Below are 16,993 nucleotides of genomic sequence, written 5' to 3' on the forward strand. Positions count from 1 at the left end.
TTTCCGTTCCCGCTTCAGTCGGTTGGTGACTGGGAACGAAGGCCGCTCCAGTCGAGGTTGCGCGTCAGATACATAACACCGGCCAAGGCCGCAAACAGAAGCAGCGATCCGATGAGCAGCGAATATGCCTCCAGGCTCAGGAGCACGTAGAGCAGCGCGTAGAGTGCGGCCAGGAGCGCGGCGATATAGCCGCCCCGTCGCCAGCTGCGCAGCACCGCGGCGGAATAGGCCGCCAACAGGGCGATGATCGCGCCCGCCGCGACAATATAGGCGGCGGCAAAGCCGATGACCTCGGCAAAGGCGAGCAGCAGGACGAAGAACAGCACCAGCCCCGCGCCGACCAGCAGATATTCCACCGTTGCCACGCGCACGCCGCCGATCACGTCGAACATCAGGAAGGCGAGGAAGGTGAAACCGATGAACAGGAAGCCGTATTTCACCGATCGGTTGACCTGGCTGTAGAGATCGACCGGCGAGATGAGATCCACCCGAGCCTCATAGTCGCCGGCCGGAATGGCGGTGATGTAGCGATCCGTCACCTCTGTGCGCGACTCGGGAACGACATCTCCCGATGAGACGAGGCTTCGGCCAAGCGCGAGGTTGCCGACTCGCCACGTGGCGGAGAAGCCCTTGTCGCCTGCCTGCTGCGCGGTCGGCAGGAAGCCGCCCTGGAAGCTCGGGTGCGGCCATGCCGATGTCACCTGCCACCGTGTATCGCCCGCCTGCGGCGCGAGCGCGAGCCAGCCATTGCCGCGGAAGCTGTAGCGGAAGCTCACCGTCATCGGCCGGCTCTGGATCGTGCCGGCATCGAGCCAGGTGAAGAAGCCGGAGCCGTTCGTCGCTGGCGTGCCCTTGCCGGGCTGCAACGCCAGCCGGCGGCCGTCGGCGGTCACCTCCGGCGGCTTGCCGAACAGCCCGCGCGCATCCTTCAGGCCGAAGCGAAGCTCCGCGCGGTCATAGGCCAAGCGGTCCGCCGTGATCCCGAAGCGCGCGAGATCGCTCGGCAGCCTGAACCGGGCGGTGCCGCTGGCCAGTGCCTCGAACAGCACCGCTTCGTAGATCGAGCGACGCCGGCGTTCCGGGGTGAGTTCCGTCTTGAGATCGGCCACCTCGGGCGACAGCGTCAATTCGCGCCACACCATGCTGGTGCGCACCACCTGTCGCCCGCCTTCGTTGGCGGTCTCGGTCGTCTCTGCCTGATAGGGGAGGATCAGCACCGGCCCCGCGATCGTCTGCGGACCGCCCCATCCAGCCGCGATCGAGGCGCGGGCGGTGTTCGACTGCTCCTGCCGATCGTACACGAGCAGGTACACGGCGAAGAGCGGGATCGCGAGCAGCAGGGCGATCAGGATCGCCATGCCGAACTTGCGCCCCGGGGTCGGGCCTTCGATCCTCAAGCAGCACCTCGTTTCGGCTTTTCTGCCGCCTTGGTGCCGCAGCCGTCAGATGATGTCGAGGATCAGCCCAAGGGTACGGGCTTCCTCCGCCTCGATATACCAGTTGGAGGGCGCCTTCGCCCGCAGCTCGTCGAGCGACACGTTGGTGCCCTCCACCAGCGCCGCGAAGCCCTCGTCCTGGATACGAATCGAATCCTGGATCTCGTTCAGCTTGGCCAGCAGCACCGGCGCCAGCGTGTTGAGCGGGCCGGAGAGCTGCACGGTGGAGTTCATGATGCGCTCGTGGATCATCAGCCGCGTGCCGCGCGTCAGGAAACGCTTGTCGGCCGGGAATGCGGACATGAACGTTGCGCCAGCCGAATATACCGCGACCTTGCCCAGGAACAGCGTCTCACGGCCAGTGTACTCGCGCAGCAGCCGAATAGTGTCCCCCATGGCGCGCGCCATCTCGGGATCACCGCCGAGCGTTGTGATCGACACGACAAGCGGTCCTTCGCCGGTCGCGGCAGCCAGCTGGCCCTTGAAGTTGTTGTACATCGCGTCGTCGACCGTCCCGTGCAGCTGAATCTGCGGGCTGGCGAGCAGCGGATAATTGATGGCGTTGCTGTTGGTCATGGCGCGGCGAACCATGCGCAGGCACGAGGGTTCCGATCAGGCGCGAATATATGTGCCGCGCTCTTCGCCAACTTACCGCCCTGACCCAGACAGTATCGCATTGGCGGGGCGCCCGACAGGTGCGCTCACCACGGCCGGCGCACGCGCATCGAGCGTCGCCAGCCACCGCATCGCCTCTTTTCCGACCGACACTTGCGGTTCCGAAGGGGCCAGGCTCGCCTCGCGCTCCCAGGTGGCGATCGTCTGCGTCGCCTCCGCCGCAGCGGCGACGAGTGGCTGCGGCTTGCGTAGTGCTCGATTGATCAAGGCGTCCCCGAAAAAGGTCCAGTCGTTGTCCGATTGGCAACCGAAGGACGTGCGCTCTGAAGAAGCCGCGGTGATAATCGCCGTCGTGTCGCTCGACAGGATCGGCACGAACACGCCGGCATAGCACGCGCTGATCAGGATCAGGCGATTGCGGATGCCCAACTGCGAAAGTGTGCTCCACATCCGTCGCGGGGAGATAGCGCCAAACCCCTGATCCGCGTCGTTGTAGACTATTCCGAAGCGCGCGCCGTGGCTGGTGAGGTAGAGGATCAGTACGTCTTCGGCTGGGTCCATCAGCTCTGCCACGCGCGCGAGAACCGCATCAAGATTGGCCGGCGAGCCCATCGGGAGCGTGCTCTGGGCGCTTCCATCTGTTCCTGCTAGCACGATAGTCCGACGCTCCGCATCGTAGCGGCGACCAAGGACCTTGCTGGCCTCACGCGCCTCTCGACCGAATACGGGATCGCTATCCAGCGCGGCCGCGACGACATAGGCGTCCACGGTCCCTTTTCGCTGCGGAGCGAGACCGTTGAGGGCGCCGAGCAGCCGACGATGCTCGGCAAGTTGCCAATGTGGCGCACGATCACGCTCGATGGCGCCACCCTGATCCGCCAGGTCGATCAGTCCGGCCTCCCCGGCGCTGGCCACCAGCGGCACAGGACGTGTGTGTTGCGGTGGTTGAAAGGTTTGCGCCGGCGCGGCCCCCGTCAGGCCCGCAAGCAGGATCGTCAGCAGCCTCTTCATGCCCCGCACCCTCCCCGGGGCGCATCACAATCGGCCGGGGCGGACCTGTCAATTGCTTGATTGCGCGATCGCGGCGAGTTTAGCCTGCGCCCAGAGGAGAGGGCCCGCATGATCGATCTCTATTTCGCCGCCACGCCGAACGGCTGGAAGATCACGATCATGCTGGAGGAGTGCGGGCTCCCTTACACCGTCAAGCCAGTGAACATCGGGGCAGGTGAGCAGTTTCGGCCCGAGTTCTTGGCGATCAGTCCCAATAACCGCATCCCGGCTATCATCGATCATGATCCACCGGGTGGGGGAGAGCCGATCAGCGTCTTCGAGACGGGAGCGATCCTGATTTACCTTGCCGAGAAGACCGGTCTTTTTCTTCCGCAGGATCTGCGGGGAAAGATTTCGGTAACCGAGTGGCTAATGTGGCAGATGGCTGGTCTGGGGCCGATGCTTGGGCAGAATGGCCATTTCCTGCTCTACGCCCCGGAGAAGCTGCCCTACGCCATCGATCGTTATGGGCGCGAGGCGGACCGGCTGTACGGCGTTCTCGATCGGCAGTTGGCGTGGACCAACGCGTACGTGGCCGGAGCGCAATATACCATCGCGGACATGGCGTGCTTCCCATGGGTTATCACGCACAAGGCCCAGGGCATCGACATGGGCAAGTTCCCCCATGTGGCACGCTGGTTCGCCGAGGTGCGACAAAGACCAGCGGTCAAAGCTGGTACCGCCGTGGGCCGCATGGCGCGTCCGGAGGAGATCACGGCCAATGCCAAGCGGGTGATGATGGGGATCGGGGAGAAGCAGGCATGATCGAGTTCTTCTTCGACTGCTCGAGCCCGTGGACTTGGCTCGGCTTCGAAAGCATCCAGCCGCTGGCAGAAGAACTGGGCGTGGAGATCGCTTGGCGACCGATCCTGGTCGGCGGCGTGTTCAATGCGGTGAATGCAAGCGTCTATGAAGGCCGCAAGAATCCCGTTCCCGCCAAGGCCCGCTACATGCAGAAGGACCTTGCGGACTGGGCGCGGCTGCAGGGCCTGACGATCAACTTTCCACCCGCGGTGTTTCCCGTGAACAGCGTCAAGGTGATGCGCGCCTGTTGCTGGCTGGGGCAGGATTGCGTGCCGTTCGCGCGCGCCGCCTTCCAGGCATACTGGACGCAGGATTGTGACATTTCGCAGGATCCGGTGATCGCCGAGGTGGCGGCGCGCGCTGGCCTGGATGCGGACGCGCTGTTCGCCGCCATCGCGGGGGACGGCCCTAAGGTTCAGCTACGCGCCAACACCGACGAGCTGATCGCGCGCGGCGGTTTCGGATCGCCCACCATCTTTGTTGGCGGCGACGACATGTATTTCGGCAATGATCGGATGCCGCTGGTGCGCGCGGCGATCCTGGCTCAGCGATCCGCCTGAGTCTCCAGCCACCCAAGCGTCAGCGTGTCGCCGCGCCGCGTCGCGCCTTCTTCCGCCGCCACCCCGGCGTTCGACAGCCGCTCTATCGCGGTGGCGACGGCCTCGGCCGGGCCGGACACGGTCAGCGCGCGGCCCAGCCGATGCGCGGCCCAGATGGCGTCGTCGAGCGCCTTGGCATCCGGGCCGTCTTCGCCAATCGGCACGGGCGGCAGCGTTCCGTCCGGTGGCGTGAGCTCGATGCTCCAGCCCGGCACCGCGGCCCCGGCGCGCTGTTCGAGTGCGCGATAGGTGGCGAAGCCTGCGCCGGGCAGGGCGGCCGGGCGGGCGGTGGCGCGCTTCAGCACCGGATCGGCGATCACGTTCGATTCCGGCACCCCGACGATCAGGCCGATCCGCTCGGCGACCGCGTTGCGATCGTTGCGCGCGGCGGAGCTGGCGCCCGTGCCGCCCTGCGCTGCGGCGATCTGCGCCGCTTCGCCCGCGCCGCTTTCCATGCCCACCCGGATCTGGTCGACGTGAAGGTCCAGCGGAATGCTCACCGTCCGTTTTGCCAGCGCAACTGCCGCGGCATCCGCCCCCGGCACCACCTTGGATGTCAGCACGATGGCGCGAACCACCGCCGGCTTGCGATCGAAATTGATGTCGAGCTGGCTGATCCGGGCATCGCGTTCGAACGGCTGCAGCACGGCATCGCGGATCTGCCGGCGCGCGAGGCTCTCGACTGCAATCTGCTTCAGCGCCAGGCCGAGCGGGATCGCCAGCGCGGCAAGCCCAACGATGATAAACAGACCCTGAAGCCGTGTCTGCGCCGGGGACAGGTGCGCGCCAAAGCCATAGAGCCGCGCCACCGTCGCCGCAGTCAGCGCGATGGTGATGAGGTTGGTGAGGAACAGCAGCAGCGATCCGCCCAGCACCGTCCAGTTCTGCGTCGCAAGGCCGAAGCCGACCACCGCGAGCGGCGGCATCAACGCGATGGCGATGGCTACGCCGACGACCGTGGTCGAACGCTCGCGGATCAGGGCATAACCGCCGGCGACCGCGGAGAGCAGCGCGACGAGCAGGTCGAACAGGTTCGGCCGCGTGCGGATCGCGATCTCGCTGGTCACCGTCTGGATCGGGGAAACCGCCACGAAGGCCGCCGAGAGCCCGACCGCGATCAGCGAGCCGAGCAGCAAGGCCCAGCCGGCACGCTTGATCTCGTTCAGGTCGAACGTCGCGATGCCAAAGCCGAGGCCGATGATCGGCATCATCAGCGGCGAGATCAGCATTGCGCCGATCAGCACCGCGCTCGACGGCAGCAGAAGGCCGAGGATCGAGATCCCCGCGGAGATCACGATCGCGAAGAGATATGCGCCGCTCCAGCCGGATTCGGCGGAGATCTTCGTGATGACGGCTTCGTGGTGGACGTCGCCAACCACGCGCGATCGCCACCAGCGAGCGATCACATGAGCGCGTCCGAGGCGCGCCGGCGCCCCGGAGAGAGCATCATTCACCGCGATCAGTACACCCGCTTCTTCGGCTTGATGTATTCGGCATCGTCGGTGAGCGTGTAATCGTGCACTGGACGGTAATCGAGCGAGCAGCTGCCGCCCTTGCCGCCCCAGCCATCGAAGGTGACGATGGTGTGCTTCATCCAGTTCACGTCGTCGCGCTCGGGATAGTCCTCGTGCATGTGCGCGCCGCGGCTTTCCTTGCGGTTTTCCGCGCCGCGCATCGTGACGACCGCCTGGCTGATGAGGTTGTCCAGCTCCAGCGTCTCGACGAGGTCGGTGTTCCAGATCAGCGAGCGATCCTTGATCCCGACGTCTTCCATCGACTTGTAGATCGCGTCGATCTTGGTCACGCCCTCGGACAGCAGCTCGCTGTCGCGGAACACCGCGGCGTGGCGCTGCATCGTCTTCTGCATTTCGGCGCGGATCTTCGCCGTGGGCGAGCCGCCGCTTGCGTTGCGGAAGTGGTCGAGCCGCCCGAGCGCCATCTCTTCCGAGCCCTTGGGCAGCGGATTGTGCGGCGTGTTCGGCTTCAACGTTTCCTTGAGGCGCAGGCCGGTCGCGCGGCCGAACACGACAAGGTCAATGAGCGAGTTCGAGCCGAGGCGGTTCGCGCCGTGCACCGACACGCAGGCTGCCTCACCAACCGCGAACAGGCCCGGCACAACGGCGTCCGGATCACCGTTCTTCAGCTGGACGACTTCGCCGTGATAGTTCGTCGGGATGCCGCCCATGTTGTAGTGGACGGTCGGCGTGACGGGCAGCGGCTGACGCGTAAGGTCCACGCCGGCAAAGATCTTGCCCGTCTCGGTGATGCCCGGCAGACGCTCCGCCAGCACCTTCGGATCGATGTGATCGAGGTGAAGGAAGATGTGGTCCTTGTCCTTGCCGACGCCGCGGCCCTCGCGCATTTCGGCCGCCATCGACCGCGACACGACGTCACGGCTGGCGAGATCCTTTGCGCTCGGCGCATAACGCTCCATGAAGCGCTCGCCCTCGGAATTGGTGAGGTAGCCGCCTTCGCCGCGCGCACCCTCGGTGATCAGCACGCCCGCGCCGTAGATGCCGGTCGGGTGGAATTGTACGAATTCCATGTCCTGCAGCGGCAGGCCTGCACGCAGCGCCATGCCGTTGCCGTCGCCGGTGCAGGTGTGCGCCGACGTCGCCGACTGGTACACGCGGCCACCGCCGCCGGTTGCCAGCACGACGGCATGGGCACGGAAGCGATGGATCTGCCCCGTTTCCATGTTCAGCGCGATCACGCCGCGGCACGCGCCGTTCTCCATGATGAGATCGAGCGCGAAATATTCGATGTAGAAGTCCGCGTCATACTTCAGCGACTGCTGATACAACGCGTGGAGCATGGCGTGGCCAGTACGGTCGGCCGCCGCGCAGGTGCGCTGCACCGGCGGGCCTTCGCCCATGTTCTGCATGTGGCCGCCGAACGGACGCTGGTAGATTGTCCCGTCCTCGTTGCGGCTGAACGGCACGCCGGCGTGCTCCAGCTCGTACACCGCGGCCGGGGCTTCGCGCACCATATATTCGATCGCGTCCTGGTCGCCGAGCCAGTCGGAACCCTTGACGGTATCGTACATGTGCCAGGACCAGTGATCCGGCGAATTGTTGCCCAGGCTCGCCGCGATGCCGCCCTGCGCCGCCACGGTGTGGCTGCGGGTGGGGAACACCTTGGTGATGCAGGCGGTCTTAAGGCCAGCCTCGGCGATGCCCATCGTGGCGCGCAGGCCAGAGCCGCCGGCGCCGACGACGACCGCGTCATAGGTATGATCGATGATCTGGTAAGCGGCGGGCATCAATTTGCTCCGAAGGCGATCTTCAGGATCGCGAAGATGGCGGTGCCGGCGATCGCGGCAACGAACAGGTTCAGCACCACCATGGCGGCGACTCGGCGCTCGTGGCGCTGGTAATCCTCGATCACCACCTGAAGGCCGATGCGGAAGTGGTAGAAGACCGAGATGACAAGCAGCATCATCGGAATCGCGACCCAGGCCGACGACATCCACTCGCGCATCGTGCTGAAGTCATAGGCCGGACGGCGGGCGAGCGAGATCATCAGCCAGCTCATCAGCAGGATATTGGATCCCGCCGTGATCTTCTGGTGCCACCAATGGTGCGCGCCTTCATGCGCGCTGCCAAGGCCGCGGACGCGGCCGATCGAGGTTCCCGTACCCATCACTTGGTCCCCACGTAGAGCCAGAAGGCGAGCGTCAGAATGGTTGAGCCGACGAAGGTGAGCCGCGCGAGACGCTGGTTCAGCTTCAGCTCGAACGCCGCCCCGGTGTCGAGCACCAGGTGACGAATGCCGCTCATCATGTGCTGAAAAAGGCTGAGGGTCAGACCGACGCCGACGATCCAGCCAAGGATGTTGAGCCGCCCGTCAGCAAGCGTGAACACATCGACGAAGGTCGCATAGGCCTCCGCCCCGGACGCCAGCGCGACTAGGAACCAGACCAGCAGCATCGCGCCGACGGTGGCCATGCCGCTGCCGGTGACGCGGTGCAGGATCGACACCGTCATTGCGGCGCTCCATCGATAATGGAGGGCTAGCGGGCCGCTGAAGAGATGCGGACTTCTGGGGCGGACGCGTTTTGTGGCCAAGGCTACGGTTTCCTGCGGTAAGCCGACGGTTTGGCGCGGTCTATGTGACGGGTGGGCCGATGTTGCAAGCGTAGGGCACCTACTGCGAATCGATTGCAGGTGTTCGCCAGTCCCAAATCTAACCGCGGCTTAACCACTCCCTGCTAGAGTCATGACCATTCAATCCCAGGGGGCAGTCACTTTGTCTATCGAGATGCCAGCTGCGGGCACGGTCGCCCGCACTATCGACCTGGAGGCTCGGCTGCGCGTTTTTGACTTTGACGGGACCATGAGCCGTTCCAGCCGTGACACATGGGAGCTGATCGAACCCGAGATACGGTCGATAAGTGAAGCCTATTGGCAGCAATGGCAGCGTTGCTTCGACAATGGACGTGTGTGGGCCGCGCACGAAACAGCGAAGATGATCGACCTGGGGTGCGAATTCCTGCGCAACCGGTTCCTTGAAACACGGGGCAGGGCCTGGATCGAATCAATCGAGCGCTCCGTTGCCGCGGCTTATGAGGCGCAGGTGTCTCCCCTCGCGCTGCTGTCGATGATCAGTGCTAGCGACCGTGCTGCCCTTGGCGTCCTCATGAACCGCTGTGGTGCTTCCGACCCCCGGCTCCCCGTCATGATCGACACGCTGATGCGGTTGTCAGCGCTGGAGGGGGAGATCACGGGTGCGATCTTCAACGAATATCGGCTGTACAGCGCCCAGGTTGCGCGAGATCGGCTCGCGGCGGATTTCCGCGTCGGGATCGCGGCCACAGCGGAGGACGCGACGGTCGAAGGGGCAGAGTTGCGCGCCCAGGCTTCCAGCGCCTCGCATTCCGCACGCGGCGTTTTGGGCAAGGCGAGCGAGGTGGCGGCTGCCGCCGAACAGTCAGCACTCGCCATGCGGGATGCCGCAGGCACGGCGGCCGGCCTGATCAGCGCAATCGAGGAGGCTCGCGTGCAAGTGGAGGCCGCGGCAGAAATCGCCACCCGCGCGGCTGATCAGGCGGATCAGGCAGTGGGCGTCAGCGAGGCGCTCAGTGACCATGCCAAGTCGATCGAGTCGATCCTGGGCCTGATCAGGGAGATTGCTGGGCAGACCAACCTGCTCGCGTTGAACGCGACAATAGAGGCTGCCAGGGCAGGGGATGCGGGACGCGGCTTTGCGGTTGTCGCGCAGGAGGTGAAGAGCCTCGCGAACCAGACTGCCCGAGCGACGGACGACATCGCCGCCAAGATCAGGTCAATTCAGGTCGCGACTCGCGTCACGGTGGAAGCAAACGCAGGCATTCGCACCACCATCAGTGATGTCCAAGCCTCCGCCACGCGCATCCGCAGCGCGATGGAGGTCCAGGCGAAAACAGTCACCGCCATCACTGCGGCAGTCGATGAAACGGCGTTGGCTGCTGATTCCATGTCCGGCACCATCGCTTCCATTCATGCTGACACCGATGCTGTTGCGATCGAGATCGACGCGCTCGGCGCCGGCTTTGATCGCCTCGCCGGACGACTCGGCGCGCTGAGTGGTAGCGCGGGCGACTTCGCGGCGCGTGTGGCTGCCTGAACGATAAAGAATGAGCGCTCCGTCAACGGGCGCGGGAGGGGGAATCAAATGACGGATAGCGGCTCTTCCGGGGCAGCCGGGCGAAGCTATGCCAGCCGATCAATTGCCGCGCACGTCCGCGACTATGACTGGGACGGCGACATGGCGCCGGCTGCTCTCGAGATTGCTGCGTTGCTCACGCCGGATGCCTGTGATCAGATCTCGCGGGAGTTTTGGGCCCATTATCTGAACGGACCAGCCGCCCGGCACTTGGGCATGGCGGATGATCTTGCGTGGCTGGAAAGGCAACATGCGCGCAGCGCTCGCTACATCCGCATGAAATATGCCGCCCCGTTCGACGAGGCATGGCGGGTGGCAGCCACCAAACATGCCGATGTCTCGTGCGAGTCGGGCGTTCCGTTAGCCGCTCTGCTGGCCTCACTGGCGTTCGCCCATGCGCGGACGCTAACCGTAATCGAAGAACGCGTTTCAGGCGATACCGCCCGATTGCGCCGGTTCGCGGACATCGTTCAGCGCCTCGCGCTGATCGAAGCGGATGTGATGGCGTCGCATCTCGCGCGCACCGACCAGCATCGGATTGCAGAAGAGCGTGGCGCGCACGCACATTCCTTTCATCAACATATCGCTGGCGCAATCGATGGTGCCGCCTCGCTGGGAGAGCGTGTGCGCGCGCAGGCCAGCGAGGCCGCCTTGTCGGCAAGCGCGATGATCGGGCGGGGCGCGGAGGTCGCCGCAGCGGCGGAGCAATCTGCGTTGGCGATGCGTGACGCTGCCTCCACAGCTGCCGGATTGATCCGTGCGATCGAGGACGCACGCGTCGAAGTGGAGGCTGCTGCCGAGATTGCAACGCGCGCGGCCACCCAGGCCGATCGCGCAGTTGGTGTGAGCGAGGCGTTGAGCGAGCATGCCAAATCGATCGAGTCAATCCTGGCGTTGATCCGAAACATCGCTGGCCAGACCAATCTTCTGGCATTGAACGCCACCATTGAGGCCGCACGCGCGGGCGAGGCCGGGCGCGGTTTCGCAGTGGTCGCACAGGAGGTGAAAAGCCTCGCCAGCCAGACTGCACGCGCCACCGATGATATTGCCGCGCAGATTACAGCCATCCAGAACGCGACGCGTGTCACCGTTGACGCAAATGCTGGCATTCGGACCACCATTGGCGACGTGCAGCAATCCGCCACGCGGATCCGTCATGCAATGGAGCTGCAGGCGCAGACCGTCACTGCCATCACCGCCGCCGTGGATCAGACCGCGCTCGCGGCGGACGCCACCGCGGGGAACATGGCAACGATCATGCAGGAAGGTCAGGCATTCGCTCGCGACTTCGAGCTGCTGGGCTCCGAGTTCGCCGCCATCGATGATCGATTGGCAGCCCTGCGCCATGCTGCAGTGGATTTCAGTGCGAAGATGGCATGATGAGAGCCGCTTTGATGCGCCCACGCCGCTGTTCGTGCGTGGCGGCGTATAATGCACAGGGCTCGCCGCACCATGTGAATTGAGCACGGCCATCGCTCCTTCTATGGCGAGGTCATGACGAACATCCTTCTCACCGGCGCATCCCGCGGCATCGGCGCAGCGATCATGACGACCCTGTCGCCGACAACGTCCATTGTTGGCCAGGCAACTCGCGCAATCGATGGGCTCATTCCCGCTGATCTCGATCAGCCCGGTGCCGCCCAGGCGCTCTGGCATGCCGCGATGGAACGCCTCGGCAGCATCGACGTGCTGATCAACAACGCGGGTGTGTTCGAAGCAAACCCGATCGACAGCAACGACGAAGACTGGCTGGCCGGGTGGGAGCGCACCATGCGGATCAATCTTACCGCCTCTGCCGAATTGTGTCGGCTGGCCGTGCGCCACTGGCAGTCACGCGGGGTGCCCGGCCGAATCGTCAACGTCGCCAGCCGCGCCGCATATCGCGGGGACAGCCCGGCGCACTGGCATTACGCCGCGTCCAAGTCGGGCATGGTCGCCATGACCAAGACGATTGCGCGCGCTTATGCGAAGGACGAAATCCTGGCCTTCGCCATTTGTCCGGGCTTCACGATGACCGGCATGGCGGATGAGTATCTGGCCAGCCGCGGCGGCGACAAATTGTTGGCCGACATTCCACTCGGCAGGGTGGCAATGCCGGAAGAAGTTGCCGAAATGGCACGTTGGTTGGCACTTGAAGCGCCCGCTTCCATGACCGGAGCTGTGCTTGACGTGAATGGAGCCAGCTATGTCCGCTGACAGCTGGCGGGTCACCTTGCCGTGTACGCGTGCGGAAGCGGAGGCGATCGATGCTGCGGATGATCTGGCGATCGACGCGGTGCTGATGACCACCGAGGAAGTGGAAGACGATGTCGAGCGTTGGCGTCTCGACGCCTATATGGAGAGTGAGCCGGACGAGGAGATGCTTTCTGCACTCCATGCTCTCGTTCCTAGCTCGAGCGGCACGGCCGCGGTCGTCACCGCGCTGAGCCCCCAGGACTGGGTGGCGATGTCACAGGAAGGGTTGGAGCCGATCCGGGAGGGCCGCTTCGTTGTTCATACAAGCGCACATCCAACTGCTCCACCGAATGGCGGTAGAGCGCTGTTGATCGATGCCGGGCGGGCGTTCGGCACTGGCCATCATGCGACCACCAGTGGCTGCCTGGCCATGCTGGACCGCTTGGCAGACCGTCACTTCAACAACGTCATTGACGTGGGCACCGGCACGGGCGTGCTTGCCTTCGCCGCCGGCCATTTGTGGCCTGGCGCTGCGATCATCGCGACCGATATTGATCCGGCCGCGGTTGAGGTCACGGCAGAGAACGCCGTCGCGAATGGCATTGAAGGGGTGCAACTCGTCGTCGCTGACGGCGCCTTGAGTGAGGCTATCACCAATGGCGCCCCCTATGATCTGGTCATTGCGAACATTCTTGCAGGGCCGCTGGTGTCAATGGCGCCGGAGCTGGCCGCGATCGCCGATGCGAATGCCACCATTGTCCTTGCGGGTCTGCTGGAGACGCAGCGCGAAAAGGTTGTGGAGGCGTTCGGCGCTTGCGGATGCTCGCTGGCAGAGATCGATCGCCGCGGGGACTGGACGGTTCTGCGTCTCACGGCCGGCGCTGAGCGCTTCGTGCCGCAAAGCCCGCCAGACCCGAAGGGACGAGACGGCTGGGCGCTCGATATCTAAACGCCCAGGGTGCGCTCGATTCAGGATTTAGCCGAGCGCACCTGGTCTGGACGCCGCATATTGCTGCGTGCCGCGCGTAATTACCTCGTCTTCGCTGACAATCTCGGCGACGGCGATCTCGGGCTGCTGCTTGAGCGCCTCATACAAAGGCGCGAAGTCGGTCTCGACAGTCGCACGCAGCAACTCATCGAAGCTGGGGATGACGAAGTAATTCTGTTGAAAGTCGTCGATCCGATAGGCAGTTCGCATCACGCGCGCGATATCGAACTTCAGTCGATGCGGAGACGCATCCTCGAGCGCGAAGCGGCTTTCGGCATAACTTGAAACGATACCTGATCCATAGATCCGCAAACCTTCCGGCTCTGCGATCAGACCAAACTCAACCGTGTACCAATAAAGGCGGCCCAAATACTTCAGCGCATCGTGTTCCATCGCGCGAAGGCCGCCGCGACCGTAAGCCTCCAGGTAGTCGGCGAAGACCGGGTCGGCGAGCATCGGCACATGGCCGAACACGTCATGAAAGACGTCGGGTTCCTGCAGGTAGTCGAGCTGATCGGGTCGCCGGATGAAGTTGCCAGCGACGAACCGCCGGTTTGCCATATGTTCGAAGAATACATCATCGGGAACGAGGCCCGGCACCGCAACGACCTGCCAGCCAGTGAGCGCCATCAACCGATCAGACAATTCGGCGAAATCCGGAATTCCCGGCTTCGATAGCTTCAGGACATCAAGCCCACGTAACCATGCATTGGAAGCACGGCCGGGCAGCAGCTTCGCCTGTCGCGCGAAAAGCGTGTCCCAAGTGGCATGTTCCTCCGCCGTATAATGTGCCCAGTCCTGCGGGATCGTCCAGTCGGCAGCGGCGCCGGGCGGCGGGACAGTGGCATTGGATGCGTCAGCCATTAATCGGACATAGCACGGGCGAGCCGGGCTTCAAGATAGTAACCTTTGTAACTAGCTCCGTTCCAGGCCGCAATTTGGCGACAGGCTGCTCATCACCCTGTCGCCGGAAATTGCCGTCACCGTCCCCGGCAGTGTTCGGGGCGGCGAAGTCTCACGATCTTATTCCGCCGCGACGCCGGCGCGCGAGAACATGTCACCTTCGTCACCGGCATCCTCGTTGGCGGGGCGTGCGCCCTTCGCCTTCTGGCGCTTGTCAAAGGAATCCCACACATCGCTCCACTGGCCCTTGGTGGCGGCCTTGGAATATTCCGTCGCGCGGGTTTCGAAGAAGTTCGCATGCTCCACGCCGTTCAGCAGCGGGGTGAGCCACGGAATGGGGTGTTCGTCGATCATGTAGATCGGCTTCAGCCCCAACTGCCCCAACCGCCAGTCGGCGATGTAGCGAATGTACTTCTTGATGTCCTTGGGCGTCATGCCGTTCACCGGGCCCATCTCGAACGCGAGATCGATGAACGCATCTTCCAGCCGGATCGTCGTCTGGCACTGGTCGGCGATATCGTCCTTCACCGCCTTGGTCAGGCAGTTGCGTTCCTTCACGAACGCGTGGAACAGCTTGATGATGCCTTCGCAGTGAAGGCTTTCGTCACGCACCGACCAGCTGACGATCTGCCCCATGCCCTTCATCTTGTTGAAGCGCGGGAAGTTCATCAGCATTGCGAAGCTGGCGAACAACTGCACGCCCTCGGTGAAGCCGCCGAACATCGCCAGCGTACGGGCGATATCCTCGTCATTATCGACGCCGAACTGCTGCAGATAGTCGTGCTTGTCCTTCAGCTCGGCATATTCGAGGAAGGCGCCATATTCGCTTTCCGGCATGCCGATCGTGTCGAGCAGGTGGCTGTACGCCGCGATATGCACCGTCTCCATGTTGCTGAACGCGGTCAGCATCATCTTGACCTCGGTCGGCTTGAACACGCGGCCGTACTTCTCGTGGTAGCAATCCTGCACCTCGACGTCCGCCTGAGTAAAGAAGCGGAAGATCTGGGTCAGCAGATTGCGCTCGTGATCGGTCAGCTTCTGCGCCCAGTCACGGCAATCCTCGCCCAGCGGTACCTCTTCCGGGAGCCAGTGGAGCTGCTGCTGACGCTTCCAGTATTCGAACGCCCAGGGGTATTCGAACGGCTTGTACTGCTTGGATGCTTGGAGGAGGGGCATGGATTACTCCGACAGAAGCGAGACTGACACTGCGGTTAAGCAGGGCGGGAACAATGCGCCCGGGACGACAGCCGTCCAGGCGTGAAGACGGGCGAAATGGCGATCGGTCGCGGTGCGTGCCGATAAGGCCACGCTGCCGATACGGAAGATCACGATCTCCGCGGCCGGTGGGTCGCTGTACCACGAACCAGCACGCAAAGTCCAAAGGCCAAGTGCCAGTGACACCGGTGCGACGGCAGCCAGGAAAAGCAAGGCAGCGACACTCATCCTTCCACGCTCCACTGCCACATGGCCGTTGCGCTCATCGCCAGCACGACGCCGCCGGCGAGAGCCATGATCCCGATCATGCGGAAAGCGTAGACCTGCCCCTCGCTGCGTGGGCGGGCGAGCGCGAGCAAGAGGCCGGCGCCCGTTACCGCAAAAACCAGGGCCACAAGGTACATGGCCATGATCTGCCAGCTCATCGGCCAGCCCGCCGCGTCACATAGACGGTCCGCGTTTTGCGGGCACCTACGCCAAGGAAGACCACGCCGATGAAATAGCCGAAATCATACCAGCCGCCGTTGTTCGGCACTGCATAGATCGCGACATCCGGCATGAAGAGGCTGAGTACCCACGCCACCGGGAAGATGAAGCCGTGCCACAGTCCCAGCAGAAACCCTGGCGTAGCATCGGCGTGGTTGACGGCAGAGGGCACCTGCTTTGCGCATGCGGCAAGAAGGAGGGCAGGGGACAGCAGCGCCAGCGTGCGACCGCCGCGAACCGCCGCAGCCGACAGCCGGCGCAACAAGTCGCCCCCGCAAGCGCCGACACTGGCCCGGTGTCCGAGCGAGAAGGGCATGACGCGCTCGTCATAAGGGGTTGGCCCGCACTCCGTCCTCACGACAGGTCTCCCCGTGCATCCATTCCGGCCATGTGTCGTTCTCTTGCCGACCCCCAAGGAGGCCCAGCATGCACGACCATAGCAACATCAAGGAACATATGACCGTCATCGGCGCAGATGGCGTCCACGTCGGTACGGTGGACCATGTCGATGGCGAGCGAATCAAGCTGACGAAGGAGGACAGTCCGTCCACGCAGGATGGACAGGGCGCCAAGCACCATTACCTTCCCGCTGGCCTTGTGGCTGGCATCGAAGGCGACACCGTCCGCCTCAGCACCACGGCGCAAAACGCTATCGACATGTTTGAAGAAGCGGAATGATCGACCACCAGCTTCCCATCGGGAAGCGGGGCCAGTCGAACGACGCCTGATTGCGCGGACAGTGCCGGTTCGCCGGCGCTGTCCGTCTTCGTTCCGGGAGCGAGCGTCGGCATCCTTCACCTCGATGACCGCCGACGGGGCGCATCGGCTTTTCGTCCGTTCCATCCGCTCGCTCCCACCAGCATGACCGTTCCGGCATCACCCCTCCCTGAGCCTGATTCAGGGTCGTAAAGCCATGCTCAGAATAGCGCAGACCGAAGGAGCGCACTACGCCCAATATCGAATATATAGATATTGTACGTTGTGATGCCCCCATATCTTGTATGTTCTTGACAAAAGCGCCAATCCCGGCAATCCGCGGTTGTTCCTGTAATGTTCCGCACCGGGCCGTCGCTGTCAAG

Annotated in this window: 18 protein-coding genes; 7 read left to right on the plus strand and 11 right to left on the minus strand. The window is 64.0% G+C overall.

Going from position 1 to position 16,993, the window contains the following annotated elements:
• Positions 1–14 precede the first annotated feature (14 nt).
• The 3 genes from creD to LQ954_RS04445 all read right to left on the minus strand — a co-directional run bounded on the left by creD (position 15) and on the right by LQ954_RS04445 (position 3,062).
• Positions 15–1,397: a cell envelope integrity protein CreD gene (creD, locus tag LQ954_RS04435; protein ID WP_231022145.1), complete on the minus strand. Its 1,383-nt coding sequence runs from the start codon at positions 1,395–1,397 to the stop codon at positions 15–17.
• A 45-nt stretch (positions 1,398–1,442) separates the two neighbouring features.
• Complete coding sequence (locus LQ954_RS04440) at positions 1,443–2,012, minus strand: ClpP family protease (protein WP_231022146.1); 570 nt, start codon at positions 2,010–2,012, stop codon at positions 1,443–1,445.
• 72 nt (positions 2,013–2,084) lie between these two features.
• The gene (locus LQ954_RS04445; protein WP_227770661.1) at positions 2,085–3,062 is read right to left on the minus strand and encodes a C13 family peptidase; all 978 of its coding nucleotides are present in this window, start codon (positions 3,060–3,062) and stop codon (positions 2,085–2,087) included.
• A 108-nt stretch (positions 3,063–3,170) separates the two neighbouring features.
• Here LQ954_RS04445 and LQ954_RS04450 point away from each other — a divergent pair, with 108 nt between their 5' ends.
• On the plus strand, positions 3,171–3,866 hold the full coding sequence (locus LQ954_RS04450) for a glutathione binding-like protein (protein WP_231022147.1): 696 nt from the start codon (positions 3,171–3,173) through the stop codon (positions 3,864–3,866).
• A complete protein-coding gene (locus LQ954_RS04455; protein ID WP_231022148.1) occupies positions 3,863–4,465 on the plus strand; it encodes a 2-hydroxychromene-2-carboxylate isomerase in 603 nt (200 codons plus the stop codon). The genes LQ954_RS04450 and LQ954_RS04455 overlap by 4 nt, the downstream gene beginning before the upstream one ends.
• Here the strand turns inward: LQ954_RS04455 and LQ954_RS04460 are convergent.
• The 4 genes from LQ954_RS04460 to sdhC all read right to left on the minus strand — a co-directional run bounded on the left by LQ954_RS04460 (position 4,450) and on the right by sdhC (position 8,571).
• Positions 4,450–5,883 carry a DUF389 domain-containing protein gene (locus LQ954_RS04460; protein WP_231022149.1) on the minus strand — a complete coding sequence of 478 codons (1,434 nt, stop codon included), beginning with the start codon at positions 5,881–5,883 and terminating at the stop codon, positions 4,450–4,452. The genes LQ954_RS04455 and LQ954_RS04460 overlap by 16 nt on opposite strands.
• 80 nt (positions 5,884–5,963) lie before the next feature.
• Entirely contained in the window at positions 5,964–7,766 is a 1,803-nt protein-coding gene (gene sdhA / locus LQ954_RS04465) for a succinate dehydrogenase flavoprotein subunit (RefSeq protein WP_231022150.1), read from the minus strand.
• Positions 7,766–8,146: a succinate dehydrogenase, hydrophobic membrane anchor protein gene (sdhD, locus tag LQ954_RS04470; protein ID WP_227770656.1), complete on the minus strand. Its 381-nt coding sequence runs from the start codon at positions 8,144–8,146 to the stop codon at positions 7,766–7,768. The genes sdhA and sdhD overlap by 1 nt, the downstream gene beginning before the upstream one ends.
• Positions 8,146–8,571, minus strand: coding sequence for a succinate dehydrogenase, cytochrome b556 subunit (gene sdhC / locus LQ954_RS04475; RefSeq protein ID WP_231022151.1), 426 nt, complete (start codon positions 8,569–8,571; stop codon positions 8,146–8,148). The genes sdhD and sdhC overlap by 1 nt, the downstream gene beginning before the upstream one ends.
• 193 nt (positions 8,572–8,764) lie before the next feature.
• Here sdhC and LQ954_RS04480 point away from each other — a divergent pair, with 193 nt between their 5' ends.
• From LQ954_RS04480 to LQ954_RS04495, 4 genes are all read left to right on the plus strand, one after another.
• The gene (locus LQ954_RS04480; protein WP_231022718.1) at positions 8,765–10,108 is read left to right on the plus strand and encodes a methyl-accepting chemotaxis protein; all 1,344 of its coding nucleotides are present in this window, start codon (positions 8,765–8,767) and stop codon (positions 10,106–10,108) included.
• Between the two features lie 48 nt (positions 10,109–10,156).
• Entirely contained in the window at positions 10,157–11,527 is a 1,371-nt protein-coding gene (locus LQ954_RS04485; RefSeq protein ID WP_231022152.1) for a methyl-accepting chemotaxis protein, read from the plus strand.
• A 114-nt stretch (positions 11,528–11,641) separates the two neighbouring features.
• Positions 11,642–12,343: an SDR family NAD(P)-dependent oxidoreductase gene (locus tag LQ954_RS04490; protein WP_227770653.1), complete on the plus strand. Its 702-nt coding sequence runs from the start codon at positions 11,642–11,644 to the stop codon at positions 12,341–12,343.
• Entirely contained in the window at positions 12,333–13,271 is a 939-nt protein-coding gene (locus LQ954_RS04495) for a 50S ribosomal protein L11 methyltransferase (protein ID WP_227770652.1), read from the plus strand. Before LQ954_RS04490 ends, LQ954_RS04495 begins: the two co-directional genes overlap by 11 nt.
• A gap of 27 nt (positions 13,272–13,298) precedes the next feature.
• On the opposite strand, the gene phhA is transcribed toward LQ954_RS04495, so the two are convergent.
• The 4 genes from phhA to LQ954_RS04515 all read right to left on the minus strand — a co-directional run bounded on the left by phhA (position 13,299) and on the right by LQ954_RS04515 (position 16,230).
• The gene (phhA, locus tag LQ954_RS04500) at positions 13,299–14,174 is read right to left on the minus strand and encodes a phenylalanine 4-monooxygenase (protein WP_227770651.1); all 876 of its coding nucleotides are present in this window, start codon (positions 14,172–14,174) and stop codon (positions 13,299–13,301) included.
• A gap of 159 nt (positions 14,175–14,333) precedes the next feature.
• Complete coding sequence (locus LQ954_RS04505) at positions 14,334–15,389, minus strand: ribonucleotide-diphosphate reductase subunit beta (RefSeq protein ID WP_227770650.1); 1,056 nt, start codon at positions 15,387–15,389, stop codon at positions 14,334–14,336.
• A 263-nt stretch (positions 15,390–15,652) separates the two neighbouring features.
• Complete coding sequence (locus LQ954_RS04510; protein ID WP_227770648.1) at positions 15,653–15,853, minus strand: hypothetical protein; 201 nt, start codon at positions 15,851–15,853, stop codon at positions 15,653–15,655.
• Positions 15,850–16,230 carry a hypothetical protein gene (locus LQ954_RS04515; protein ID WP_443026600.1) on the minus strand — a complete coding sequence of 127 codons (381 nt, stop codon included), beginning with the start codon at positions 16,228–16,230 and terminating at the stop codon, positions 15,850–15,852. The genes LQ954_RS04510 and LQ954_RS04515 overlap by 4 nt, the downstream gene beginning before the upstream one ends.
• Before the next feature lie 110 nt (positions 16,231–16,340).
• Here LQ954_RS04515 and LQ954_RS04520 point away from each other — a divergent pair, with 110 nt between their 5' ends.
• Positions 16,341–16,592, plus strand: coding sequence for a DUF2171 domain-containing protein (locus LQ954_RS04520; RefSeq protein WP_227770647.1), 252 nt, complete (start codon positions 16,341–16,343; stop codon positions 16,590–16,592).
• The last annotated feature ends 401 nt before the right edge of the window (positions 16,593–16,993 follow it).

It is taken from the genome of Sphingomonas sp. IC-11, from assembly GCF_021043365.1.
Classification (GTDB): domain Bacteria; phylum Pseudomonadota; class Alphaproteobacteria; order Sphingomonadales; family Sphingomonadaceae; genus Sphingomonas.